This is a genomic window from Paracoccus sp. AK26 (assembly GCF_011801365.1).
GTDB classification, from domain to species: Bacteria; Pseudomonadota; Alphaproteobacteria; order Rhodobacterales; family Rhodobacteraceae; genus Paracoccus; species Paracoccus aerius.
Map to the genome: position 1 here is coordinate 334,588 of NZ_CP041045.1, position 24,003 is coordinate 358,590.

25 protein-coding genes are annotated in these 24,003 nt (G+C 65.1%); 17 read left to right on the forward strand and 8 right to left on the reverse strand.

Going from position 1 to position 24,003, the window contains the following annotated elements; genetic code table 11:
- The first annotated feature begins 572 nt into the window (after positions 1–572).
- Positions 573–1,925: a calcium-binding protein gene (locus FIU66_RS17340; protein ID WP_167624134.1), complete on the forward strand. Its 1,353-nt coding sequence runs from the start codon at positions 573–575 to the stop codon at positions 1,923–1,925.
- 201 nt (positions 1,926–2,126) lie between these two features.
- A complete protein-coding gene (locus tag FIU66_RS17345) occupies positions 2,127–3,959 on the forward strand; it encodes a heavy metal translocating P-type ATPase (RefSeq protein WP_370528988.1) in 1,833 nt (610 codons plus the stop codon).
- A gap of 66 nt (positions 3,960–4,025) precedes the next feature.
- On the opposite strand, the gene FIU66_RS17350 is transcribed toward FIU66_RS17345, so the two are convergent.
- Both FIU66_RS17350 and FIU66_RS17355 read right to left on the reverse strand, forming a co-directional pair.
- Positions 4,026–4,868 (reverse strand): PhzF family phenazine biosynthesis protein, encoded by an 843-nt coding sequence (locus FIU66_RS17350; protein WP_167624136.1) that lies wholly within the window; start codon positions 4,866–4,868, stop codon positions 4,026–4,028.
- Between the two features lie 77 nt (positions 4,869–4,945).
- On the reverse strand, positions 4,946–5,191 hold the full coding sequence (locus tag FIU66_RS17355; RefSeq protein WP_167623881.1) for a hypothetical protein: 246 nt from the start codon (positions 5,189–5,191) through the stop codon (positions 4,946–4,948).
- On the opposite strand from FIU66_RS17355, the gene FIU66_RS17360 reads away from it, so the two are divergent.
- Complete coding sequence (locus tag FIU66_RS17360) at positions 5,192–6,922, forward strand: alpha/beta hydrolase (protein ID WP_240544818.1); 1,731 nt, start codon at positions 5,192–5,194, stop codon at positions 6,920–6,922.
- 320 nt (positions 6,923–7,242) lie between these two features.
- On the opposite strand, the gene FIU66_RS17365 is transcribed toward FIU66_RS17360, so the two are convergent.
- Positions 7,243–7,419: a hypothetical protein gene (locus tag FIU66_RS17365; RefSeq protein WP_167624138.1), complete on the reverse strand. Its 177-nt coding sequence runs from the start codon at positions 7,417–7,419 to the stop codon at positions 7,243–7,245.
- Between the two features lie 349 nt (positions 7,420–7,768).
- Between FIU66_RS17365 and FIU66_RS17370 the strand changes: the two genes are divergently transcribed.
- Positions 7,769–8,359 carry an exopolysaccharide biosynthesis protein gene (locus FIU66_RS17370; protein WP_167624139.1) on the forward strand — a complete coding sequence of 197 codons (591 nt, stop codon included), beginning with the start codon at positions 7,769–7,771 and terminating at the stop codon, positions 8,357–8,359.
- Positions 8,360–8,463: 104 nt separating this feature from the next.
- On the opposite strand, the gene FIU66_RS17375 is transcribed toward FIU66_RS17370, so the two are convergent.
- On the reverse strand, positions 8,464–9,330 hold the full coding sequence (locus tag FIU66_RS17375; protein WP_240544842.1) for an alpha/beta hydrolase: 867 nt from the start codon (positions 9,328–9,330) through the stop codon (positions 8,464–8,466).
- Positions 9,323–10,189: an alpha/beta fold hydrolase gene (locus tag FIU66_RS17380; protein WP_167624141.1), complete on the reverse strand. Its 867-nt coding sequence runs from the start codon at positions 10,187–10,189 to the stop codon at positions 9,323–9,325. Before FIU66_RS17380 ends, FIU66_RS17375 begins: the two co-directional genes overlap by 8 nt.
- A 239-nt stretch (positions 10,190–10,428) precedes the next feature.
- Between FIU66_RS17380 and FIU66_RS17385 the strand changes: the two genes are divergently transcribed.
- The 10 genes from FIU66_RS17385 (at position 10,429) to FIU66_RS17430 (ending at position 17,877) form a co-directional block, all read left to right on the forward strand.
- Positions 10,429–11,436, forward strand: coding sequence for a GlxA family transcriptional regulator (locus FIU66_RS17385; RefSeq protein ID WP_167624142.1), 1,008 nt, complete (start codon positions 10,429–10,431; stop codon positions 11,434–11,436).
- Positions 11,437–11,577: 141 nt separating this feature from the next.
- Entirely contained in the window at positions 11,578–12,555 is a 978-nt protein-coding gene (locus FIU66_RS17390; protein ID WP_167624143.1) for an SDR family oxidoreductase, read from the forward strand.
- A complete protein-coding gene (locus FIU66_RS17395; protein ID WP_167624144.1) occupies positions 12,556–13,293 on the forward strand; it encodes a DUF4336 domain-containing protein in 738 nt (245 codons plus the stop codon).
- A 361-nt stretch (positions 13,294–13,654) separates the two neighbouring features.
- Positions 13,655–14,590: a manganese catalase family protein gene (locus tag FIU66_RS17400; protein WP_167624145.1), complete on the forward strand. Its 936-nt coding sequence runs from the start codon at positions 13,655–13,657 to the stop codon at positions 14,588–14,590.
- A 58-nt stretch (positions 14,591–14,648) separates the two neighbouring features.
- Complete coding sequence (locus FIU66_RS17405) at positions 14,649–15,269, forward strand: SRPBCC family protein (RefSeq protein WP_167624146.1); 621 nt, start codon at positions 14,649–14,651, stop codon at positions 15,267–15,269.
- Complete coding sequence (locus FIU66_RS17410) at positions 15,269–16,468, forward strand: zinc-dependent alcohol dehydrogenase (RefSeq protein ID WP_167624147.1); 1,200 nt, start codon at positions 15,269–15,271, stop codon at positions 16,466–16,468. The genes FIU66_RS17405 and FIU66_RS17410 overlap by 1 nt, the downstream gene beginning before the upstream one ends.
- Before the next feature lie 3 nt (positions 16,469–16,471).
- Positions 16,472–16,672 (forward strand): hypothetical protein, encoded by a 201-nt coding sequence (locus FIU66_RS17415; protein WP_167624148.1) that lies wholly within the window; start codon positions 16,472–16,474, stop codon positions 16,670–16,672.
- The gene (locus tag FIU66_RS17420) at positions 16,669–16,839 is read left to right on the forward strand and encodes a hypothetical protein (RefSeq protein WP_167624149.1); all 171 of its coding nucleotides are present in this window, start codon (positions 16,669–16,671) and stop codon (positions 16,837–16,839) included. Before FIU66_RS17415 ends, FIU66_RS17420 begins: the two co-directional genes overlap by 4 nt.
- Before the next feature lie 62 nt (positions 16,840–16,901).
- Positions 16,902–17,417, forward strand: a complete 516-nt coding sequence (locus FIU66_RS17425) for a hypothetical protein (RefSeq protein ID WP_167624150.1) — start codon at positions 16,902–16,904, stop codon at positions 17,415–17,417.
- Positions 17,418–17,430: 13 nt separating this feature from the next.
- A complete protein-coding gene (locus FIU66_RS17430) occupies positions 17,431–17,877 on the forward strand; it encodes a DUF421 domain-containing protein (protein ID WP_167624151.1) in 447 nt (148 codons plus the stop codon).
- Between the two features lie 14 nt (positions 17,878–17,891).
- Here FIU66_RS17430 and FIU66_RS17435 read toward each other — a convergent pair whose 3' ends face one another.
- Positions 17,892–18,071, reverse strand: coding sequence for a DUF3606 domain-containing protein (locus FIU66_RS17435; RefSeq protein ID WP_167624152.1), 180 nt, complete (start codon positions 18,069–18,071; stop codon positions 17,892–17,894).
- Positions 18,072–18,245: 174 nt separating this feature from the next.
- On the opposite strand from FIU66_RS17435, the gene FIU66_RS17440 reads away from it, so the two are divergent.
- Genes FIU66_RS17440 through FIU66_RS17450 form a run of 3 tightly spaced genes read left to right on the forward strand, consistent with a single transcriptional unit; the run spans position 18,246 to position 20,569 of the window.
- Positions 18,246–18,755, forward strand: a complete 510-nt coding sequence (locus tag FIU66_RS17440; RefSeq protein ID WP_167624153.1) for a ferritin-like domain-containing protein — start codon at positions 18,246–18,248, stop codon at positions 18,753–18,755.
- A gap of 25 nt (positions 18,756–18,780) precedes the next feature.
- Positions 18,781–19,707 carry an NAD(P)/FAD-dependent oxidoreductase gene (locus tag FIU66_RS17445; RefSeq protein WP_167624154.1) on the forward strand — a complete coding sequence of 309 codons (927 nt, stop codon included), beginning with the start codon at positions 18,781–18,783 and terminating at the stop codon, positions 19,705–19,707.
- Between the two features lie 55 nt (positions 19,708–19,762).
- Positions 19,763–20,569: a Ku protein gene (locus FIU66_RS17450; protein WP_167624155.1), complete on the forward strand. Its 807-nt coding sequence runs from the start codon at positions 19,763–19,765 to the stop codon at positions 20,567–20,569.
- Here FIU66_RS17450 and ligD read toward each other — a convergent pair whose 3' ends face one another.
- Together ligD and FIU66_RS17460 are read right to left on the reverse strand one after the other, a co-directional pair.
- A complete protein-coding gene (gene ligD / locus FIU66_RS17455; RefSeq protein ID WP_167624156.1) occupies positions 20,570–23,077 on the reverse strand; it encodes a DNA ligase D in 2,508 nt (835 codons plus the stop codon).
- Between the two features lie 3 nt (positions 23,078–23,080).
- Positions 23,081–23,953, reverse strand: coding sequence for a Ku protein (locus tag FIU66_RS17460; protein WP_167624157.1), 873 nt, complete (start codon positions 23,951–23,953; stop codon positions 23,081–23,083).
- Positions 23,954–24,003 lie beyond the last annotated feature (50 nt).

The following is a 24,003-nucleotide window of genomic DNA, read 5'->3' on the forward strand; positions in this document are numbered from 1 at the left end:
GATCTGTCTTCATAACTTCGACTCAATTATCATAATCCAATTATCAGCTTTATTCAATTATGGACGGTCGCCTTATTTCAGAATGAGAATGACGATCTACTGCTTTCCAGATGTTGTGTTTTGTCATCAACTTTATTCATAGAACCCAGGGCGTCCGAGCTTGCAAACAAGAGCTGGGCGAGATGTTCCAGTTGGCTCATGTAGCAGGATCGACAAGCCAGGTTGTGGCTGTCTTCGATGAAATCATCAGCAAGAACGCATCATGCAAGACGGTTCGCCTGCCGCCCTTCATTCCAACGGCTTAAGGTCACCCCGCGAGGTGATACTGGCTGCGACGAAAACTTCATGTCGCCGAATCCATTATTACTACCAGATACCCTTTTCTGCATGAACCATGTTTCCTCCAAATCCCCCCAATGCCGGGCATTCAAGTTTCTGGCGATGATTCTGGATGGTCTTGCAAAGAATCAGTCATAAGAACCAAAACTGCGATATACTGCGGAATTGAAGATCATCGTGAACTGACTAATCGACCACGATCCTGAAACCTTCAGCGGCTCAAAGGAAAGCACATGAAGCTTACAGCGGGATTGAGATTTATTCCGGGCACGACTGGACCCGATCTGCTGCACGGCACGCTTCGCCGCGACTGGATCATGGGATTGAACGGCGCAGATACGATCGGTGGCGACGGGCCGGTCATTCTGGACAGTTCTGAGCCTGCTTCGCTGACAGGTGCGGCCGATCTTCTGGATGGCGGCGACGGCGATGACCTGATCTATGGTGATGGCAGCGTGACAAGCGGCCTTGGGGGCACATCCCTTCTGAAGGGTGGGGACGACGCCGTCCTTGGCGGCGCCGGCAATGACACCCTATACGGCGACGGCGCGGCCCTTGCAGACAGCGGTGACACGGCAGTCCTGACGGGCGGGCGCGACGCCCTGACAGGCGGGTCGGGCAATGATGTGATCTATGGCGACGGACGGGCGGGCGGTGCTTTTGCGCGTGGCGATCTGTTCGGGGGCAATGACGTCCTGGACGGCGGGCGCGGAAATGACATGCTCTGGGGCGATGGGGACGCCGGCTTCGGGCGCACGACAAGCGTTCTTGTCGGCGGACGCGATCTTCTGAAGGGCGGCGCGGGCAATGATACCCTTTATGGGGACGGGCGGGCGCAATCCGTGACAGGCGGTCATGACACGCTTCATGGAGGCGATGGCGATGACCTGATGATGGGCGACGGGCTGGCCTATCCCACATTGTCGGGGGGCAATGACCTGTTGCTGAGCGGGGCCGGCCGCGACACCCTGTTCGGGGATGGAGAGGTGGGCGTCGTGTATATCGGGCCGGGGGTTCTGACTGGCGGGCATGATACGCTGCGCGGCGGAACGGGCGACAACATCCTGTGGGGTGACGGCACCGTCGTGGCGGGTGGCTTTTCCGCCAGCCTGATCGGCGGGGACGATCTGCTGTTCGGCAGCGACGGGCAGGACAGGATTTACGGCGATGGCTCCGCTTCGGGATCGGGTGCGATACTGGCCGGCGGCAATGATACGTTGCACGGCGGGGCAGGCGATGACGCCCTTTGGGGCGACGGGATCATCACGCCATCGTCCGTCGGCGTGGACAGCCTGACCGGCGGCGCCGATACCTTCGTCTTCGGGCCAAGGGGCGGACTCGATACCGTGATGGACTTCCGCCAGGCTGACGGTGACTGCATCCTGCTGTTGGGCACTGGTTTGTCCTGGCGCCAGCTTGACACGAACAGGTCCGGTTCGCTTGGCGATGGCGATGCCTATGTCAGCAGTAACGGCACTGACACCGTCATCGATATCGGGGCCGCCTGTCTTCGGGCTGCGGGTGTCAATGCTGTGACGCTTCTGGATGTCACGGGACTGGTTGAGGCCGACTTTACCTTCGCCTGATCGGCAGGGGTTTTCTAAGCGCTAGTGTCTCTGCTGGGCAAAGACATAACCACCTCGACGCGATGTTCTTTCTGCGCAATGGTCATGGGAGCTTGCGGACAAGGCCGGCGGGGCGCCGGTCGCCATGCAAGTTCGCGGACGCCGCGGGGGACAGGCGTGGACCACAGACAGACGGACCGGCTCAAGACTCTGCTTCTGATCATGGCGCTTGCGGGGCTGGCGGCGGGACTGGCGCTGCACCTGGGGGCACGGCCCGATCTGGCGCGGCTGGCCTGGGCAGCCGGCGTCCTGCCGGTCCTGGCCTCCCTCTTGATCGAGATCCTGCGCAGCCTTGCGCGAGGCGAGGTCGGCCTGGACATCGTGGCGGCGCTGTCGATGTCAGCGGCCTTGTTCTTTGGCGAAACGCTGGCCGCGGCGGTGGTCGCCGTGATGTATTCCGGCGGCACCTTTCTTGAAAGTTTCGCTGAAGGCCGTGCACGACGCGAGATGCGCGACCTTCTGTCCCGCGTCCCCCGCACCGCGACCCGTCATCGCGACGGCCGACTTGAAGACGTGCCCCTTGACGCGCTGCAGCCCGGCGACCGGTTGCTGATCCGGCAGGGCGAGGTGGTGCCGGTGGACGGATATGTCGAATCCGCGACCGCATTCCTCGATACCTCTGCCCTGACCGGAGAGTCGCTGCCGGTTCGCCTTGTCAAAGGTGCCGAAGCGATGAGCGGGTCGATGAACGTGGGCGAGGCTTTCGACCTCCGTGCCACCCATGATGCCCGCGACAGCACCTATGCCGGCATCGTCCGACTGGTCGAGGAAGCGCAGCGGTCCCGCGCGCCCATGGCGCGGCTGGCCGACCGCTGGTCGCTGGGCTTCCTGGCCGTCACGCTGCTGATTGCGGGCGCCGCTTGGTGGTTCACCCGCGATCCGATCCGCGCGGTGGCCGTGCTGGTCGTGGCGACCCCCTGCCCGCTGATCTTGGCCGTTCCCGTGGCCCTGGTGGCGGGCCTGTCGCGGGCCGCCCATTTCGGCGTGCTGGTCAAGGGCGCCCGGCCGCTGGAGGCGATGGCCCGCATCCGCACGCTGATCCTGGACAAGACCGGCACCTTGACGGACGGGCGGCCCCGGATCCAGTCCATCGACAGCGCCGGCATGGCCAAGGACGAAGTCCTGCGCCTGGCCGCAGCGGCCGACCAGGCATCAAGGCATCCCGTCGCCCAGGCAATCGTCGCTGCGGCCAAGGCGCGGGGGCTGGATCTGCCGGTGCCGCAGGACATGGTCGAAACCCCCGGCGAAGGCGTGGTCGCGATCGTCGAAGGGCGGCAGGTGATCGTCGGCGGAAACGGTTTCGTGGCCGGGCGGGTGGGCTATACGGGCAATCATCCGGCACAGGCCGCGGGTTCAGTCATGGTGGCGGTTGGGGTGGACGGCCACATGGCGGGGCATCTGGTGATGATGGACCCCCTTCGCGAGGGCGCGGCCGAGATGCTCGCGGGCCTGCGTCGCCAGGGGATCGAGCGGATCCTGCTGGCGACCGGCGACCGGGCCGAGGTCGCCCGCCGCGTGACCCGGGGGCTGGGCCTCGACGGCATCCGCGCGGGCCTTACCCCCGACCAGAAGGTGCTGCTGGTCCTGGCCGAACACAAGCACGGGCCTGTGATGATGGTGGGCGACGGCGTCAATGATGCCCCCGCCCTGGCCGCCGCCGATGTGGGCGTGGCAATGGGCGCGCGCGGCGCCGCCGCAAGTGCCGAGGCCGCCGACGTCGTTCTGCTGGTCGACCGCCTGGACCGCATCGGCCCGGGGATCGAGATCGCCCTGCGGTCCCGCCGCATCGCGCTTGAAAGCGTCGTAGCGGGCATCGGCCTGTCGATCGGGGGCATGATCGCCGCCGCCTTCGGCTATCTGAACCCCGTACAGGGGGCGCTTATCCAGGAAGCGATCGACGTGGCCGTGATCCTGAACGCCCTGCGCGCCCTGCGCATCCGCCCCGCAGGCGCCAGCACGGACCTGCAATCCAGCCAGAAAGCAGTCTCAGCATAAGCAGGCTGTGTCCTTCCGAGTGGAAGCGCCGGCTGCGCCCGCACTGCTCCTCGTGACGCATTGGGGCTAGAAGCTCACGGTCCCGCTGATGTTGGTCATGGTGTCCCCGCCGATCCAGATGTCGTCCCCGATCTGATCGACATGAATCCGACCGGCCCGGCCAAGCGCCGTTCCTTGGCTGGCGACATAGGATCGGGGTGCACGGCCGTTTCCGATCAGCCACTGTGCAAGGCTGGCATTCAGGCTGCCGGTGACCGGATCCTCCTTCACGCCGACACCCATGGCAAAGGCCCGGACCTCGAACTGCGCCTCTGTCCCGTCCTGCGCTTCGTCCCAGGCCCCGACCACGCCAAGCTTGAGATCGCCAAGCGCGGCATGGTCGGGATCAAGCGAGAGAACCTCGGCCCTCGAGCCGAGTTGAACAGCGACCCAGCCGGGGCCGTTGTCGGCCCATTGGGCATCAAGGATGGCGCTTCTGGCGATCTTCAGCCCGCTTGCGATGCGGTCCAGCAAGGCTTCCTCGACAGGGCCGGTTCGCAGCAGCTTCGGCGCGGCAAAGGCCAGCCGGCCTTCATGGCGGCGCACCGCCACAAGTCCCACCCCGCATTCCTGCACGATCACCTCTTTGCGTGGCCGCCCGCCGCTGGTCAGCCAGGCGTGGCAGGTCCCCAGCGTCGGATGACCGGCAAAGGGAAGCTCGCCTGAAGGCGTGAAGATGCGGAGGCGATAGTCCGCTTGGGGCATGGTCGGCGCCAGAAGGAAGGTCGTCTCACTAAGGTTGGTCCATTTCGCGAAGTCGGCCATCTGGCGCTCGGACAGATCATCCGCGCCGATCACCACCGCCACCGGATTTCCCTTGAACGGCTTGGAAGAAAACACATCGACTTGTTGGAAGGACAGGTCCGGCATCTGGGTCTCGCTTGGGGTTCCAATCCTGCACGGCCTGCGGGCAGGTTTGCGAAACGTGACGGTTGCAAGGCCCGTCGTCAATTCCCGGATTTCGATGCTGCCCCAATGGCCTGATCCGGCGGACCAAAGGCGTCTCCCTTCCGATCGGGCAGAGGCGTCGGCTGGTGATCTTCGACGACGATCAACCAGGACAGGAAATCTGAATCTTCCTGTTCCGTTTCAGTTGATCGGGCCGCGCAGGAATGTTTACGGTTTTCTGCCCCATCCCATGAGGAACCGCTGTGCCAGATCGAAAACCGAAGACCCCCCTTGCCGATCAGCACATGTTTCTGTCGCCGCAGCTTGATAACGACGAGGATGCGGAAGACGGCACCGATCTGGACCTGCTTGCCAGCACCTATCGCTCGGTCCTGGACGAGTCGGCCTTCGACGACATGATATCGGGCTGGGAAAGAAAGCTCACGATCTCGGATGTCGGAACCTCGCAGACCCGGCTGTCTCGGCGTCTGTTCGGCCAGCTGGTGACCTTTCGAGAGACGCTCGACAATCTTGGCGCTCCGGCGACCAGCGACCCGTTGAAGGTCGCGGTTTCCGAGGTTCCCGGCCCCGCCGTCGTGATTTCGCCCAATGGGCGGGTGGCCAGCATCAACATCGCCGGAGAGCGTGCCTTCGGGGTCAGGCAGGGCGCGCAGATCGACCCGGCGCTGATCGCCCCAGGGTCGCGCGACGACTACGAGGCCTTGTTGCGGGCCTCTGGCGCCCATTCCAACGGGGCACAAGCCATTCTCACGATCCTGCCGGCCGCCGAGGATTACGGCCAGACCTTGCTGGCAGAAGCCTTTCTTCTTCGGGCGGCGGGCCAGAACCGTGCCCATATCGCGATCCGTTCGCTTGAAATCGCGTGGGCGTCGCGTGCCGGGGACAGGCTGCAACAAGCCTTTGGCCTGACGCAGGCGGAATGCGACGTGGCCCAGTTGTTCTTCCAGCTCCGGAACCTCGAGGCCGTTGCCGAAAAGCGCCGCGTGTCCTTGCTGACGATCCGGACCCAGATCAAGACGATCATGGGCAAGATGGGCGCGCCCTCGAACATCGAGCTGATGCGTCTTCTTGCCATGGTGGCAAGCCGCGAACAGGTCGGGCTGACGGGGGCCGCGCCGGTCTGGCACGACCCCCTGAGCCGCGAAAGCATCATCCATACGGCCCGGGGGCGCAAGATCGCCTGGACCTGGATGGGCGACCGGCACGGGCTGCCCGTCGTCATGTCGCGCGGGATGACGATGACCTATCTTCTGCCGGCCGAATGCGAGGCCCGGCTGAAGGAGGCCGGGATCTGCCTGTATCTGCCGTCCCGGCCGGGCTATGGCAACAGCACGATGGACGCATCGCTTGATGTCATGGAGGACAACATCGTCGCGCTGCGCGAGTTTCTGGACCGGATCGTGGGCCGGCCCTGCCTGGGGGTGGGACAGGCGGACGGGGTCCTGCCGCTTGTGGCCGAAGCTGCCGCGCATCCCGACCGTTTCCACGGCCTCATCGCCGTCGGATATGCGGGGGGCTTCGACATTCCCGGCCTCCAACGGCTTCCGAAGATCCAGAGGGTCATGCTGCAACTGGCCGGAAGCGCACCCTGGGTCGCCGAACTGATGGCGAAGTCGGGGCACCGGATGATGCGGCAGCACGGCCTCGACTGGTATCTGGAGCGCGCCTTTCGCACCAACCCGATCAACCAGGTCACGCTGCGCAACCCCGATTGGACCGCGCTGATCCGCAACGCCTGCGAACACGCGCTCAAGCAGGGCCATGTCACCTTTGTTCGCGAATTGCAGCTGACCCACCATCCGATCGACGGGGCGCTGCGGGATCTGGCGGTCCCCTTGCTTTATCTGGCTCCGCTCGACGATCCGGGAATTGACCTTGCTGCCTGCCACAGGCTTCACAAGCTGAACCCGAAGATCACGGTCGAACCTGTGCCCGACGCGGCTGAACTGATCCTTTATCAGCGCAGCGGACTTGTCATAGACAGGATCATCGCGATGGCCCGCCGGAAAAAGTGAGGCCCATACGCCATGTGGCGTATGACCGGCCATGATCCGGCCTATAGGCGGATCGTCACAAGGTTAACCTTAAGTCATCAGTATGGCACAATCCTGGGAAGTGCCGGTTTTTGTTCACACCTTGTGGTCGCTTGGCGCCCGACCGTTCCAACGGTCGAGGTTCCGCGATTGGGCGCCCTTGTGGCGCCCTTTTTCCTTTCCTGCGCATGCTGCTGCCCCCGTCCGAGCGTCATTTCGTGCACTGCCGACATCAGGCACGGGCGAGACTTGGATGAGGCGACTTGATGATCGCAGCGCCAGACGGATGCCATGAAGCGCATTCACTGCGATCCGGTCAGGCGTTTCTGGAACTGATCCTCGCTAAGCCGCTTGATGCCGAACTGCTCCAGCGCCTCGACGATGATGGCCGAAGGCGTCTTGCCCGCCTCGCCTGCCGCGACGTCGAGCCCGCGGCGAAGATCCTCGGGCAGATCGACGGGGGGTGATGCACTGTCCATGATATGTCCTTCACACTAAGGGTTCGTCAGCCGCAGGCCCTGTGCTACGACACTCGGGCGGCCATCCCGCGGCATCTTCCGGCGCAGCACCGCCAGACCTCGACGCAGCCCTGCATGTCCGGGAAAAGATGGTGCATGGTATCCTCAGGGTCACAACGTGCCCGAACCGGCTGTCGCCCGGGCCTTGTCCCGGAACCCGTTCGGCAGCGGTTTGTTCCTGCCGCCCATCGAGTTCGGCAGCCATGCCGTGCCGCCTTTTGTCGGAACAAGCCGTGGCGGACATCTGTTCCAAGACAGCCGGTTGCGATTTTTCCGCGGCCCGGCGATCCGATCAGCCCAAAGGTGACACATGGCCGAGGACCAATCCCACAAGCTCAGCGCGGTGCTGGATCAACTGGAATCCGCCGCCCATGGTGACAGCATCACCGTGCAAGAGGTCGTCAGGAAGCTGGGCCAGAAGTCCTTCGCCTCGCTTATCCTGATCTTCACGCTTGTCTCGACCTCGCCGGCAAGCGCCATCCCGGGGCTGACGGCCGCGGTTGCGGTGATCGTCTTCATCCTGATGCTGCAGATGATCGCCGGGCGGAACTGCGTCTGGCTGCCGCAATTCATCCTTCGCCGCGAATTGCCCACCGACAAGCTGTGCAAGGGGATCGGCTGGCTGCGCAAGCCCGTGGGTTTCGTCGAACGCTTCCTGAAAGAGCGCCTGACATGGCTGCTGCACCGCCCCTGGCTGTATCTGCCCCAGGTGCTGATCCTGGGGCTGACGCTGTTCATGCCCTTCATGGAGGTGATCCCGACCTCGGGCTCCATCGCCTCGGCCGTCATCGCCCTTTTCGCGGCGGGTCTTCTGACCCGCGACGGCGGATTGGTCGCGCTGTCGCTGATCCTGCTGCTGGCGGTGCCCGTGGCCGTCTGGCAGTTCGGCTTCAGCGGCTAGGCACCGTCCAGCAGGCGGATCATGTCGGGGCCCTGCGGATGCCCGCTCAGATAGCCCCGGCGCCAGCTAATCCGCCTTGCAGGTGCGATGGTCCTGCCTGCCTCCTACTCGGCCGCAGAGGGTTCCGCGCTGCTCCCTTGGGCTTGCCTGGCCATACGCGCGTCGATCCACTGGCTGATGTCCGACAGCACCTCCTCGCGTCCCAGATCGGCGAGAAGGTCATGGTAGTGGCCTTCATAGAGCCTGAGCGTCTTGTCGGTCGAGCCGGCATGTTCATGGAGATATTCGCTGCCCTGGCAGACGGTCGCACGGTCGGCGGTGCCGTGCAGGATCAGCAACGGCACGGTGATCTGCGAGAAAGACGCCTGGAGCCGCTCGTCCGCGCGCACAAGTGCCGCCACCGTCGCTGCCGGCTGGCTCTCGCCCTTGGTCAGCGGATCGGCCTCCAGCACGGCCAGGATCTGCGGGTCGCGGGTGAAATCCTTCATCTTCAGGGTCAGCACCCCCAGTTTCGGGGCAACGTGGCTTAGACCCTTGATCGCCGTCAGGACAAAGCCGGGGGCCGGCACCTGGAAGGCAAAGCTTTCGCAGATCAACCCGTCGATCTCGTCCTGGTAGTCCAGGGCGTAGGTGCAGGACACCACGCCGCCCGCGCTGTGCCCCAGGAGGAAGACCGGAAGCCCCGGATGCCGCTTCTTGGCGATCGCGATCAGCCCGCGCAGGTCGGCGACATAGTCGGCGATGTCCTCGACATAGAAACGCTCGCCCTCGGACTTGCCGCGGCCGCGCAGGTCAAGCGCAAAGACGGCAAGACCGCGCGCCGCGAACTGCTCGGCCGTCCAGGCATGTTGCCCGCCATGCGAATTGACGCCGTGGCAGATGACAAGAACGCCATGCGGCGCGCCTGCCGGGTTCCAGGACCGCATGTGGATGCGGACGCCGCCCGTGCTGGTGAAATCCTCCTCATGCATCTTCACGGCTCCTTTGCTGCTGCGCCCCTTCCACGGGCTCGTCCCGCAGGAAGGCCGACAGGTCGGCGTTGAACGCATCCTGGTGGGTGGTTGGCAGGCCGTGGTCGCCGCCCTTGTAGATCTTGAGGATGGCGCCCGGCACGATCCGGGCAGCCATAAGGCCCGACGCGCCGATCGGCACGATCTGGTCGTCGTCGCCGTGCACGATCAGCACCGGCACGTCGATCCGCTTCAGATCTGCGGTATAATCGACCTCCGAGAACTCGCGGATGCAGTCGATCTGGCCCTTGATGCCGCCCATCATGCCCTGCAGCCAGAACGAGTCCTGGACGCCTTCGGAAATCGCGGCCCCTTCGCGGTTGTATCCGTAGAAGGGCAGCGTCAGGTCGCGGAAGAACTGCGCGCGGTTGTCATAGGTGCCCTGGCGGATGGCGTCGAAGACCTCAATCGGCAGGCCGCCGGGATTTTCCTTGGTCTTGAGCATCAGAGGCGGCACGGCTCCCACCAGCACGACCTTGGCGACCCGCGCGGTGCCATAGCGCCCGACATAGCGTGCGACTTCGCCGCCGCCGGTCGAATGCCCGACAAGCACGGCATCGCGCAGGTCCAGCATGTCGATCAACGCGGCCAGGTCATCGGCATAGCTGTCCATGTCGTTGCCGTCCCAGGTCTGGTCGGAACGGCCATGGCTGCGGCGGTCATGGGCAATGACCCGGAAGCCCTGCCTGCCGAAGAAATCCATCTGCCCGTCCCAGGCATCGGCGGTCAGCGGCCAGCCATGGGAAAAGACGATCGGCTGCCCCTGCCCCCAGTCCTTGTAGAAGATCCGGGTTCCGTCTGCGGTCGTGAAGACACTCATGAACAATGCTCCGTTTGCTTGATCGGCCTTGTGGTTCTGGATGGGCCGCGACCATGCCCCCTTGCCGGGACGCCGGTTCCGGCATGGCGGCGCCGTCTCCTCCGGATCCCCTGCTGCCCGCAGGATTGGCAGAACAGAGTCGGACAGGGGCCGGACAAGGCCGCATCCGCCGCAATGATGGCTGCAGGCAGGCGCTTCTGATAGGATCGGACATGTCATAAGATGGGCTGAAAGTGACAATGCGTGCGCATGACGGAAGGCCTGCCGAGATCGGGATTGTCATCTATCCCGGTGTCCAGCAGGCTGCGGTTCACGGCCTGACCGATCTGTTCCGCATCGCCGGAACCTTTGATGCAGGCGCAGGACAACGCAAAGGCCCCCCGCTTCATGTCACCCACTGGAGCTGCGAAGGGCGCGGCGCGGGCGCGATGCAGTGCGTCTTCAGCAGCCATCCCCACGCCGCGGCCCGGCCCGCCGCGCTGATCCTGCCGCCAACCCTGACCGATCTGCCGGATGCCGAAACCTGCCGGGGGATCGCCCGGTGGTTGATGGCGCAGCATGAACGGGGCGTGACGCTGGTCTCGATCTGCTCGGGCATCTTCCTGGTTGCGCGGACCGGGCTTCTGGACGGCCGCATCGTGTCGACGCACCGGATCTGCGCGCAAACCCTGATGGAGCAGTTTCCCGACATCGTGGCCGACGCCGATCAGCGCATCATCGAGTATCCGGGCATCCTGACGGCGGGCGGGTTCCTGGCCTGGATCGATGTGGGGCTGAACATGGTGGCGGAATTGCTGGGCGAGGCGGCGCGAACGCGGACGGCGCAGTTCATCCTGTCGGACCCGCCCCCGGAAAAGGCCGCCCATCTGCCGGGCTTCGCCCCGCCCCTGGCCCATACCGATCTTGCCATCCGCCGCGCGCAGGAGCTTGTTCATCTCCGCGACGGGCGGGATGTATCGCTCGATCTGCTTGCTGCCATGGCGCGGCTCGAGCGGCGCACCTTCATCCGCCGCTTCACGCGCGCCACCGGCAGGACGCCGATGGAATACTGCCGCGCCGTCCGGACCGCCCGCGCCCGGGAACTGCTGGAAGCCGGGCATCTGTCCACAAAGGAAATCGCGGCAGCCCTTGGCTATGCCGATGCAGGCGCCTTCGCCCGCGCCTTTCGGCGCCTGAACGGGATGCCGCCCGGCGCCTATCGAAAGCAGATGGACGAGCAGGCGAGGTCCGGCCTTCGGCAAAGCTGAACGGACCAGGCAGGGAGGTGGATTGTCCCGAATCCCAACTGTGCCTCATGCTGGAACGTCCTTCGCCTTCACTGATCATCGCGTTTCTCGGGAACATCATGCCGAGCCTGCTGTTCTAAGATTGCGGCGAAGGGATCACGGATGGGCAAGCCTTTGAACAGCCTGGGCAGGTCGACGGTCGTCATCACCGGAGCATCCAGCGGCATCGGGCAGGCCACGGCCGAAGCCTTTGCCCGGCAAGGCGCGTGTCTTGTCCTGGTGGCCCGAGACCGCGACGCGATCGAGGCGGTGGCGCAGGACTGCCGGGACCTGGGGGCAAGGGCCATGGCCGTCGCGGGCGATGTCACCGATGCCTCTGCCATGGCGGATGTCGCCCGCCAGGCGGTGGGGTTCGGCGGTGCGATCCATGTCTGGGTCAGCAATGTCGGGACCGGGGCAGTGGGTGCCTTCCACGAAGTGCCGCTCGAGGCGCATGAGCAGGTCATCCGCACCAATCTGATCGGCCACATGAACGACGCCCATGCCGTGCTGCCGATCTTCCTGCGGCAGGGACACGGGGTGTTCGTCAACATGATTTCCCTGGGCGGCTTTGCGGCAGCACCCTTCGCCGCGGCCTATAGCGCCAGCAAGTTCGGCCTGCGCGGCTTCGCCGAGGCGCTTCGGGGCGAGCTTGTCCCTCACAGGAACATCCATGTCTGCGACATCTACCCGTCCTTCGTGGACACGCCCGGCATCTCCCACGGCGCGAATTATACAGGCCGGCGGCTTTCCGCACCGCCCCCGGTGCTGGATGCCCGACGCGTGGCCGATGCCATCCTGCGCCTTGCCCTGCGACCGAAACCCACCACGATGATCGGGGCGCCGACTGTCCTGGTGAGGCTTGGCCATGCCATCTCGCCGGAACTGACGACGCGGGGGATGGCGCTGTTTCTGCAGTCCTATTTCCGCAGGGCGCCGCAGACCGCCTCCAGTGGCGGAAACCTGTTCCGGCCCGCCCCCCGCTCTGGCGGGATAGACGGCGGGCTTCGTTCGCCCGCTCAGCGCCGTATCGCCACGGGCGTGGCGCTTGGCCTGGGGGCGCTTGCGGTGGTGGCCGTGGCCTTGCGGGGGCGTCGATAGATGGCAGATGTGACCTATCCGCCCCTCGATGTCCTGAAGCCCGTCGCAGACGACCTTTGGATCATCGACAGCGGCCCGATGAAGGCCATGGGCCTGATCCCAATCCCGGTCCGGACAACGGCCATCCGGTTGCCGGGGGGCGAGATGCTGATCCACTCGCCATCCCGCTTCACCGCCGGCCTGCGTCGCCAGATCGAGGAGATCGGCCCGATCCGTCATCTCGTGGCGCCCAATATCGCGCACTGGACCTTCCTGAAGGATTGGCAGCAGCAGTTGCCCGAGGCCGTCACCTGGGCCGCGCCGGGGCTGCGCAAGCGCGCGCAGGTCAGGAAGGCAGGCCTGCGCCTGGATCACGACCTGGGCGATGACGCGGCCCCCGGCTGGCCGCCGGAACTGGAACAGATCGCCGTCCACGGGGCGGCAGGCTTCTGCGAGGTGGCGCTTCATCACCGCCCCAGCCGGACGCTGATCCTGGTGGATCTGGTGCTGAACCTGGAACGGCACAAGCTGCCGATCCCCGTGCGCCCTTTCGCGGCCGCCGCGGGCATCCTGGCCCCCGATGGCCGTGCCCCGGCCTATCTGCGTGCCATCGTCAAACTGGCCGGGCAGCAGGCGCAGGAGGAAGGGCGACGGCTGATCGCCACCCGCCCGGACCGGGTGATCTTCGCCCACGGCCGCTGGTTCGACCAGAATGCGACCGCCTCGCTTGAACGCTCGCTCCGCTGGCTGACAGACTGAGTCAAAGGCGGCGAGAAAGGCATCATCCCCAGCGGTCCGCATCCCGGACGCCGCCCTTGGCCAAAGGTGAAGTCCCTTCAGCTCGCCCTAACAGCTACGCTCGGCAGGGGACACGCTATTCTCAGGAGGAGCTCCGCCAGTTCTGCACAGACCTGAACGCCATGCCCCGCAAGTGCCTGGGCTTGCGGACGCCTGCCAGGTGTTCAAGGCCGATTTGCCGGGGACCAGGCTAATGAAGAGGGAAACTCTCTTGCCAATCATGGTCGCATCTGGACTGGCGGGTCCACCCTTTAACGACCGCCACGGGAACGAACCGGCTGAAGGGGTGTTCCCCTTGCAGTCCTGATCCCGGAGAACGGTCATGTTCCTGCGTGTCGACAAGCTGCAAGTCGAACTTCCTGCACCGAAAAGACAAGATTCGAATGCCGCGGCTGCCCTTCAGGAATTGCTGGGTGGCAAATACGGCGAGATGTCGACGCTGGGGAACTATATGTTCCAAAGCTTCAACTTCCGCAGCAAAAGCAAGCTGCGCCCCTTCTACAGCCTGGTTGCGGCGATCACGGCCGAGGAACTGGGCCATGTCGAACTTGTCAGCAACGGCGTGGCCATGCTGGCCAATGGTCCCGATAAACCCGGCGGCGACGAGGGTGACGGAGGCGACATCTCGAAGGCCCCGTTCGAGGAGATGAAGGACATCCGGTCCGCGGGCTCTTTCTACAGCCATGCGGGCGGCGCGGTGCCGGTCAACTCGAACTCGATGTCCTGGAACGCCGACATGGTCACCACGACCGGCAACGTGATCGTGGACCTGCTGCACAACTTCCACCTGGAATGCGGCGCGCGGCTGCACAAGCTGCGGGTCTATGAATCGCTGACGGATGCCAACATCACCGGGCGCGAGGTTTGCGGCTACCTGCTGGTGCGCGGTTCGGTCCATGCCCATGCCTATGCCCTGGCGCTGAAGAAATTGACCGGCGTGGACCTGGACAAGTTCCTGCCCACGCCGAACATCCCGCTGGGCAATATCCCCGAATGCCAGAAATACTTGGCCGAGGGGTCGCATCGCCGGCTTTATACCTTCAGCCCCAACGATTACGAGGAAATGCGCGGCATCTGGGGCGGCGGCGGCGAGACCGCCCTGCCCGACGATCCCCCGGGCGAGCTGGAGGTCGTCGACGGGCTGCCCGAAGGCGGCAAGATCCACGATCTGACCGGCGTGCCCTCGGCCTTCACGCCCGACTACGCTCCCGAGGAAATGTTCGAGATCGCGACCAAGCTTTACAAAAAGTCGCGCTGACCCTTGCCGGCGGCCGCCTTTGCGGGCGGCCCCGCCCCGCTTGACAAAGGAGGTCCGGATGCCCCGCCGTTCCCAAGGCCTGCCCCTGGCAGCCACCGTCCTTGCCCTGTCCATCGGCGCGGGACTGGCAGTCGGCAAGGCCATGATGGCCCCCCCTGCCCGCCGCCCCCCCGACAGCGCCCCCGGCCGCACGGCCCGGCGCAGCCACTTTGGCGGTTTCCAGGTCGTGGGCCGCACCGTCACCATCCGCGCCCCGCGCGACCAGATCTATCGCATGTGGCGGGATCCGGTTCGCTTGCCCGACTTCATGGAGGGGCTGTCGTCGGTCGAGGTGGATGGGGATCGGATCACCTGGGTCGTCCAGTCGCCCGACGGCCCCTTCTCCGTCCAGACCCGCCTTGTCGAGGATCGCCCCGGCGAAGCCCTTGCCTGGCGCTCGGTCGAGGGGGCCAATATCGAGATCGAGGCCAAGGTCCAGTTACGCGATGCCCCCGGCGATCGCGGCACCGAGGTCGAGGCCCACATCGCCTGGCGCCCCGGCATGGGCATCGTCGGCCATTGGGCGGCCATGCTGCGCGGCACCGATCCCGCGATCCGTGGCAAGCAGGACCTGAAGCGGCTGAAGATGCTTCTGGAGACCGGCGAGATCGCCACCTCGGCCAACCGAAAGGCAGACTGATGCGCGCATTGACCTGGCACGGCAAGCACGACGTCCGCGTCAATACCGTCCCCGACCCGCAGATCGTGAACCCCCGCGACGCGATCATCGAGGTGACGGCGACTGCGATCTGCGGGTCCGACCTGCATCTTTACGACGGGGTGATCCCCGGCCTGCAACCAGGCGACATCCTGGGCCATGAATTCATGGGCCGTGTGGTGGAAACCGGTCCAAAGTCGACGCTGAAGAAGGGCGACCGCGTGGTGGTACCCTTCACCATTTCCTGCGGGGCCTGCTTCTTTTGCCGGCAGCAACAGTTCTCTGCCTGCGACAACTCGAATCCGGTTGAAAAGCAGGAAGCGTCCGAACTGCTCTATGGCCATGCGATGAGCGGGCTGTTCGGCTATTCCCACCTGACGGGCGGTTATCCGGGCGGGCAGGCGGAATATGTGCGGGTGCCGTTTTCCGACGTGGGACCCATCGTCATTCCCGAAGGGGTTTCCGATGAACAGGTGCTGTTCCTGTCCGACATCCTGCCGACCGGCTGGATGGCGGCCGAGAACGCCGATATCAGCGATGGCGACACCGTGGCCGTCTGGGGCTGCGGTCCGGTCGGCTTGTTCGCCATCCAGTCGGCGCTGCTGATGGGCGCGCATCAGGTGATCGCCATCGACCATTATCCCCGAAGGCTGGAACTGGCCCGCAAGCTGGGTGCCAAGATCATCGACTATACCCAGACCCATGTGCTGGAAGCCTTGATGGAGATGACGGGCGGGATCGGTCCTGATGCAGTCATCGACGCGGTCGGGATGGAAAGCCACGGCTTCAGCCCAGACCGGATGATGGACGCGGTCAAGCAGAAGGTCGGCATCGGCGCCGACAACGCCCACGCCCTGCGCATGGCGCTGACGGCGGTGCGCAAGGGTGGGCGGGTATCGATCCCCGGCGTCTATGGCGGCATGGCCGACAAGTTTCCGCTGGGCGCCTTGATGCAGAAGGGGCTGCAGGTGCGGACGGGCCAGACCCATGTGCAGAGATATACCCGCCAACTGCTGCACCGCATCCTTGAAGGCGAGATCGACACGACCTTCCTCATCTCTCACCGCCTCTCGCTCGAGGATGCGCCGACCGGATACCGGAACTTCCACGGCAAGCAGAACGAATGGACCAAGGTGGTCCTGACACCGGGCGCTGCTGCCGGTGCCTCAACAGGGAACTAGATCATGTCCACCACTGAAGACGGCGACAAGAAGACCGAAGGCGGGCCGCTCGACAGATCCGCCGGAGCCGCAGGAGAGCCTTCCGACACCGATTATGTTCGCGCCACGGCACCCGTCCGCAACCGGCTGGCCTGGCAGGTGCTGGTCTGGCCGCTGGCCATGATCCTGCTGGTGATCCTGGGCGCGATCTGGGCGCTGTCATGACGGGCCATGAGCCCAAGCCCAGCCCCCGCCGTCTGGGCCGCGCAGGGATCGCGGTTGCCGCGATCCTTGTGGCGATCGTCCTGGTGATCTTTTTCGGTCGCAACCTGTGGCACGCAACCGAAGTGGACGAGCCGCCCCCGGCAACTGGACAGTCCCAGCAGCCCTGAGGCTTGAAACCAAACCCGTCGCGGCAGGTTTAGGTTTACCGACAAGCCCTTAGGACCAGAACATGACCCAAGACACAAGGTTGGACATTCCTCCGGTTCGGCCCGACGGGTTGCAGCTGAACGAACCGCGCGAACGGCAGAGACGCTATTGGAAGGTGCAGCGCATCGCGTGGTGGTGCTTCGGGCTGGTGATGCTGCTGGCCGTGCTGGGATTCACCGGCAGCGGAGGCTTTTTCCACAAGCAGAGGGTCCAGTTCGCGGCCGCCACGGTCGAGGTGCCGCGCGTGTCCCGATGGGAAGGATCGGACGACATGTCCATCACCTTTACCGAGCCGACAGGGACGCACCGCCTGGTCATCTCGCAGCCCTTCTTCGACCGCTTCATGATCGAACGCATCCAGCCCGAGCCCGAGACGAACGACCTGGCGCCCGGCGCCCAGGTGATGACCTTCTCGGCGCAGGACGACCCGCCTCATCAGGTCAATTTCGACGTCCGCGCCATGCATTTCGGCTGGACGGGCTTCGACATGACCATCGGCGGCGAAACGCGCCGCATCAACCTGCTTGTCCTGCCCTGAAGGAGGGGAAATCATGGATTCGGTCATTCGCGGCGTCTCGATCTATGTCATCCTGCTGATCGCCACGCGCCTGTCGGGCCGGCGCACGATGGCGCAGATGACGCCCTTCGACTTCGTGTTGCTGCTGATCATCGCCGAAACGACGCAGCAGGCGCTGCTGGGCGACGACTTTTCCATCAGCAACGCCGTGGTGCTGATCCTGACGCTGTTTGCCACCGATGTGCTTCTGGCCTGGCTGAAAAGCTTCTCGCCCCGCGTCGCGTCGCTGCTGGACGGCAACCCGACGGTGCTCATCAGCCAGGGCCGCATCGATCACGAGGCGATGGAGCGCGCGCGCGTCAGCATCGAGGACGTGCTGGAATCCGCGCGCGAACAGCAAGGCCTGAAGGCCTTGGCCGACATCGATGCCGCGGTGCTGGAAGTCAGCGGCGGCATCAGCATCATCCCGAAGGAAAGATAGGCCGCGACTGCGGCCTAGTCCTTCAACTTCTGTTCGACCTTGCCGCGGCTGTTGCCTTCGGACTTGACCGCATCGCGGACCTCTGCCCGGGACACGCCCATCTTCTCGGCCTCGTAGCGCACTTCATGTTCCTGCCCGCCCGCGACCTTGCGGCGGTCTTGCGCGCGGCCGCGGTTCTTGCCTTCGGTGGCCATCGGATCCTCCTTCCGTTTCTTGTGCAAGATCAACGCGCAGGGAGGCCTAACGTTTCCGGATCCCGGTGATGATTAACCTTTGTTCAATACCGCCAAAGGGAACAGATCGTGCTCGGGCAGGTTGCTCTGGCTTAAGGCCGCCACCCTGGCCATCCCAAGGAAAGGACCAAGATCATGACAAACGCCGCTTATGACGTGTTCATCGATGGTCTGCGCAATGCCCATGCCATGGAAAAGCAGGCGCTTTCGATCATGCAGCCGCAACTGAACCGGCTGGAGCATTATCCGCAGGTATCCGCCCTGCTGGACCGCCACATCCGCGAAACCGAGGTCCAGATCCAGCGTATCGACCAGATCTTCGAAGGCCTCAACGAATCCGCTTCCGGCGTGAAGGACACGATGCTGTCGCTGAGCGGATCCATGGCGGCCATGACCCACAGCATGGCGACGGACGAGATCCTCAAGAACTCGCTGGCGAACTTCGCCTTCGAGCATTTCGAGATCGCGGCCTATACCGCCCTGATCACTGCGGGCCAGCAGGCCAATGTCACGCAGGCCCTGCCCCTGCTGGAACAGAACCTGCAGGAAGAAGTCGCAATGGCTGCGCAGATCCATGACGGCCTGCCCGAGGTCGTTCGCCAGTACATCGCCCTGTCGGCCAGCGATCAGCGCGCCGATATCTGATCCCGGCGCCGCTGGACCGCCTGCCATGACAAAGCCCGTCTTCGACTGTGCCATCATCGGCGGCGGCCCTGCGGGGCTGACGGCCGCGATCTATCTTGCCCGGTTTCGCCGCCGCATCGTCCTGATCGACGGCGGCGACAGCCGCGCGTCCCTGATCCCCCGGTCGCACAACCACCCGGGCTATCCTGACGGGATCCACGGCAACGACCTGCTGGGACGGATGCGGGAACAGTTGCTGAACTACCCGGCAGCGGTCGTTTCCGCGGACGCGACGCAGGCGACCACGGATGCCTACGGGCTGATCCGCATCTCTGCCGGCGAACAGATCAGCGCGTCCCACCTGATCCTTGCGACAGGCATCCGCGACCGGATGCCCCCGATCAGGGACGCACGGGAACATGTCCGGGAAGGGCTGATCCGGCAATGTCCGGTCTGCGATGCCTATGAACTGACGGGCCAGCCGGTGGCGGTCATCGGAACGGCCGAATGCGCGGCGGGCGAGGCGCTGTTCCTCAGCCATTACACGCCCGATATCACCCTGCTGACGCTGGGCGACGATCTTTCGCTGCCCGACCGGCTGATGCAGAAGCTGGCGGAGGCAGGCGTGAAGATCGTGCGCGATCCGGTGGCGGGCTGGGATTTCCAACGCGCCAGCGTTTCCGTGCGGTTCGCCGACAAGGCCGAGACCCGCTTTGCGGCCGTTTATTCGGGCCTGGGCAACGACCCGCGCAACGACCTTGCTTCCGATCTCGGGCTGGATCTGGCCGAAGATGGTCGCATCCTGACCAACCCGCACCAGCAGACATCGCTTCCCAATGTCTTTGCGGCGGGCGACGTTGTGACCGGGTTGAACCAGATCGCCGTCGCCATGTCGCAGGGAGAGATCGCGGCAACCCGCATCCACAGCCTGCTGCGCTTGGCCGAGAACCGCTGCGTGCCCGACAGCCTGTGATGCGGAACAAAGCCCCTTCGCCGCCGTTGGATTGGGCTGGCTAGGAGCATCTGTCATGGCACCGCGGACCTATTGGAAGGGCTATCTGAAACTGTCGCTGGTCACCTGCCCCGTGACCCTGATGCCCGCCATCACGGAAGGCGACAAGGTCCGCTTCCACACCCTGAACGCCCAGACCGGCAACCGCGTCGTCAGCCAGTATGTCGATTCCGTCACGGAAAGGCCCGTGCGCGACGATGACGAGGTCAAGGGATATGAGCGCGGCGAGAATGACTATGTCATGCTCGAGGATGCCGAGATCGAGGCCGTCGGCCTGGAAAGCACCCGCACCATCGACATCGACATGTTCGTGCCCGATCATTCGATCGGCTGGGTCTGGTATGACCGTCCGCATTTCCTGCTGCCAGGGGACGAGGTGGGCCAGGAAGCCTTTGCCGTGATCCGCGACGCCATGGCCGCCAGCGGCACCGTCGGGATATCCCGTCTGGTGATGTATCGCCGGGAACGCGCGGTCATGCTGAAGCCGCGCGGAAAGGGCATGGTGCTGTGGACCCTGCGCTATGGCGACGAGGTGCGGGACGAAGGAGACTACTTCGACGACATCTCGCAGTCCAAGCCCGAGGCCAGGCCCCTGACCCTTGTCCGCAAGCTGATCGGCGAAAAGACCACGCATTGGGGTCCCTCCATGGTGAACGATCCCGTGCAGGAACGGCTGCTCGACATCATCGCGGCCAAGAAGAAGGGCAAGAAGCGCGCGGCCAAGTCCAAGCCACAGGCCCACGAGCCAGAAGGCAATGTCATCGACATCATGACTGCCCTGAAGAAAAGCCTGCAGGCCGAAGGCAAGCGCAGCAGCCGCTGATCAGGCCTTGCCGCGCCTTGCCTTGCCTTCCAGCGGACGGGCGGCAGTGCGGAAATCTTCCCACGGGTCATGGGCAAGGTCGTCCAGCCGCGCCGGCGTGTTGGTCACGGTGAAATAGGCGGGACCGATCTGGTCCAGTTCCTCCCACGCGACCGGCATGGACAGGGCGGCGCCGGGGCGGGCGCGGGTCGAATAGGCGGCGACCGCCGTCATGCCCCGCTGATTGCGCAGATAGTCGATCAGGATGCGCCCCTTGCGCTTGGACTTGGTGATGGTCGCCACGTAATCATCGGGGGAATCTGCGGCCATTGCCTCGGCCAAGCCCTTGGTGAAGGCCTTGACCGTAGGCCAGTCGGCCTTGGGCCGAAGCGGGGCCACCACGTGCAGGCCCTTGCCGCCCGATGTCTTGACGAAAGCCGCAAGGCCCGCGTCCTGCAGCCGCTGCCGGACCTCCTCGGCGGCGGCGATGATCGCGCCCCAGGCCACTCCTTCGCCCGGATCCAGATCCATGGTGATGGTGTCGGGCCGGTCCCAGTCCGCGACGGTGGATCCCCAGGGATGGATTTCCAGCGTCGCCGACTGCACCAGGGCCATCAGCCCGTCCAGGTCGTTGACGGCGACCATCGCTTCCTCGTCCTTGGCCTTGGGATCCTTGACCTGGGCGATATGCTTGCTGATCCCGCGCCAGGCGTGTTTCTGGAAGAACCTCTGCCCGGTGATGCCGCTGGGGCAGCGCAGAAGCGCCAGCGGGCGGCCGACGATAAAGGGCGCGATCCGGGTCCAGACCTGGGCATAGTAATCCGCCAGCCCCTCCTTCGTAATCCCCTCGTCGGGCCAATAGATGCGGTCAGGATGGGTCAGGGCCACCCGGCGCTTCTGCGCCTTGGGGGCCGCCCCGGCGGGGCCGCTTTCACGCACCACGTCGGCTGCCGGCTTGTCCTCGCGCAGCCCCCGGAACGAGGCGTGGCGCAGAAGGCCGTCGGCGGTCCAGGCGCGGAACTCGACCTCGGCCACCAGTTCGGGGTGCACGAACTGGACGCCCCGCGCCTCGTCGGCGGTCAGCTTGCGGACAAAGGGGCTCTTGTCGATGCGCATTTCCTCCAGGCGGCTGCGCAGATCCTCGGCCACGGCGGCTGAAAAGCCGGTGCCGACGCGGCCCACATAATCCAGCTTGCCGTCCTCGTAGACACCCAGGGCTAGCGATCCGACCAGCTTGTCCGAGGTGGTCGAGGGCAGAAAGCCCGCCACCACGAATTCCTGCCGGGCCGAGCATTTGGACTTGATCCAGCTTTTCCCCCGCCCCGACCGATAAGGCGCATCGGCTTCCTTTGAGATGATCCCTTCCAGGCTCAGCCGACAGGCGTGGCGCAGCACCATCGACCCGGTTTCCCCGAAATGGGCGCTGAAACGGACGCGGCCGGGTTCCGGGCCCACCAGATCCTCCAGGATCCCCTTGCGCTCGATCAGCGGCGCGTCGCGAAGGTCCTGGCCGTCCAGGTAAAGCAGGTCGAAGACATAGAACACGAAGCGGTCATTGCGCCCGGCGGACAGATCCGCCTGCAAGGCCGAGAAGTCCGAGGCCCCTGCCCCGGATTCGACCACCAGTTCGCCGTCGATCAGCGCCTGCTGGGCCGGCAGGGCGCGCAGCGCATCCGGGATGTCGGGACCGAAGCGGTCGGTCCAGTCCAGCCCGCTGCGGGTCAGCAACCGGACCTTGGTTCCCTCCAGCCGGGCTTGCAGGCGATAGCCATCGAACTTGACCTCGTGCAGCCATTTCGGGCCCGTGGGCGGCGACGGCTTCAGCGTCGCGAGGGCCGGTTCGACGAAATCGGGCATGGCCGACGGCGCTGCCTTTGCCGCCGGGGCATCCGCTTTGGCGCGGCGCTTCCGGCGCGGCGCGGCAGGGGGCTTGGCGGGCCGCGACGGGGCCTCGGCGCCGTTGGCCACATCCTCGACCGTGCGTCCGGTCTGGATGGATTCCGGGCGCTCGGACAGAATATCCGGTGCGTCGGGGGGGCGGGCAGCGGCATCCTCGGACTTTATGAGCAGCCAGTTCTCGCGCGTCTCGCCGCGCTTGGGACGCATCCGCACCAGATGCCAGCGACCCGACAGCTTTTCCCCCTTCAGTTCGATTTCCAGCTTGCCCTTGGCATAGTCCCCGTCGACCCGGGTCCAGTCGCCCCGGTCCCAGACGATCACCGCGCCCGCGCCGTAATTGCCCTTGGGGATCGTGCCCTCGAAATCGGCATAGTCCAGCGGATGATCCTCGACATGGACGGCCAGGCGCTTCTCGCCGGCGACCAGGCTGGGCCCCCTGGTCACGGCCCAGCTTTTCAGCACGCCGTCCATTTCCAGCCGCAGGTCGTAATGCAGCCGGGTGGCCGCGTGCTTCTGGATCACGAAAGAGCGGCCCGTCTTGCCCGCCTTGCGACCGGGGGGTTCGGCCGTCTGCGTGAAGTCGCGCTTCTGGTTATAGGTTTCCAGGCCCGCCCCCGACGATCCCGCCATGACCTAGCCCGCCTTCTTGCTGCCCGAGGACCGCGACGGCGCCTTCCTGCCCCCGCCGCGCGGCTTGCTGGTGCCTGGACTGCTCCGCGTGGTCTTGCGCCCGGCCATGCCCGCGCTTTCGCGCAGCGCCGCCATCAGATCGACCGGCATGTCCCGCTTGGGTTCGCGGCGCGGCTGGATCTTGCGGCCCTCGATCTTGGCCTTGACCAGTTCGGCCAGGGCAGATTCATAGCGGTCGTCGAAGTCGCGCGGGTCGAAGGTGCCGCGCTTGGTCTTGATGATGTGCTGGGCCAGATCCAGCATCTCGCCCTTGATCTGCAGGTCGGGAATGTCGGCAAAGACCTCGTCCGCGTCGCGCACCTCGTAATCGAAGTTCAGGGTCGTGGCGATCAGCCCGCAGTCATGGGCGCGGATCAGGACGGTGCGGACGCGACGGAACAGCACCGTCTGCGCCAGGGCCGCGACCTTCTTTCCACGCATCCCTTCCCGGATCAGGGCAAAGGCTTCCTCGGCCGCCTCGTCGGTGGGCAGAAGATAATAGGGCTTGTCGAAGTAAAGGTCGTCGATGTCGTTGCAGCCGATGAAGTCGGTGACCGACAGCGTCTTGTCGCTGTCGGGCACTGCCGAGGCGACCTCCTCGGGGTCCAGCACGATGTATTCGCCCGATGCGATCTCGTAACCCTTGACCTGCTCGTCGCGGTCCACCGGATCGCCGGTTTCGCTGTCCACGAAGACGCGGCGCAGCCGGTTGCCCGTCTTGCGGTTCAAGGTGTGGAAGGCGATCCGGTCCGAGGTCGACGCAGCGGTGTAAAGCCCGACCGGGCAACTGACCTCTCCGACCTTGAGAAAGCCTCTCCAGTTCGCCCTGGCTGCCATGGTCGCCATCCCCTTGGTGATCCTGTCCGAAACGGCCCGCCAAGCCGTCG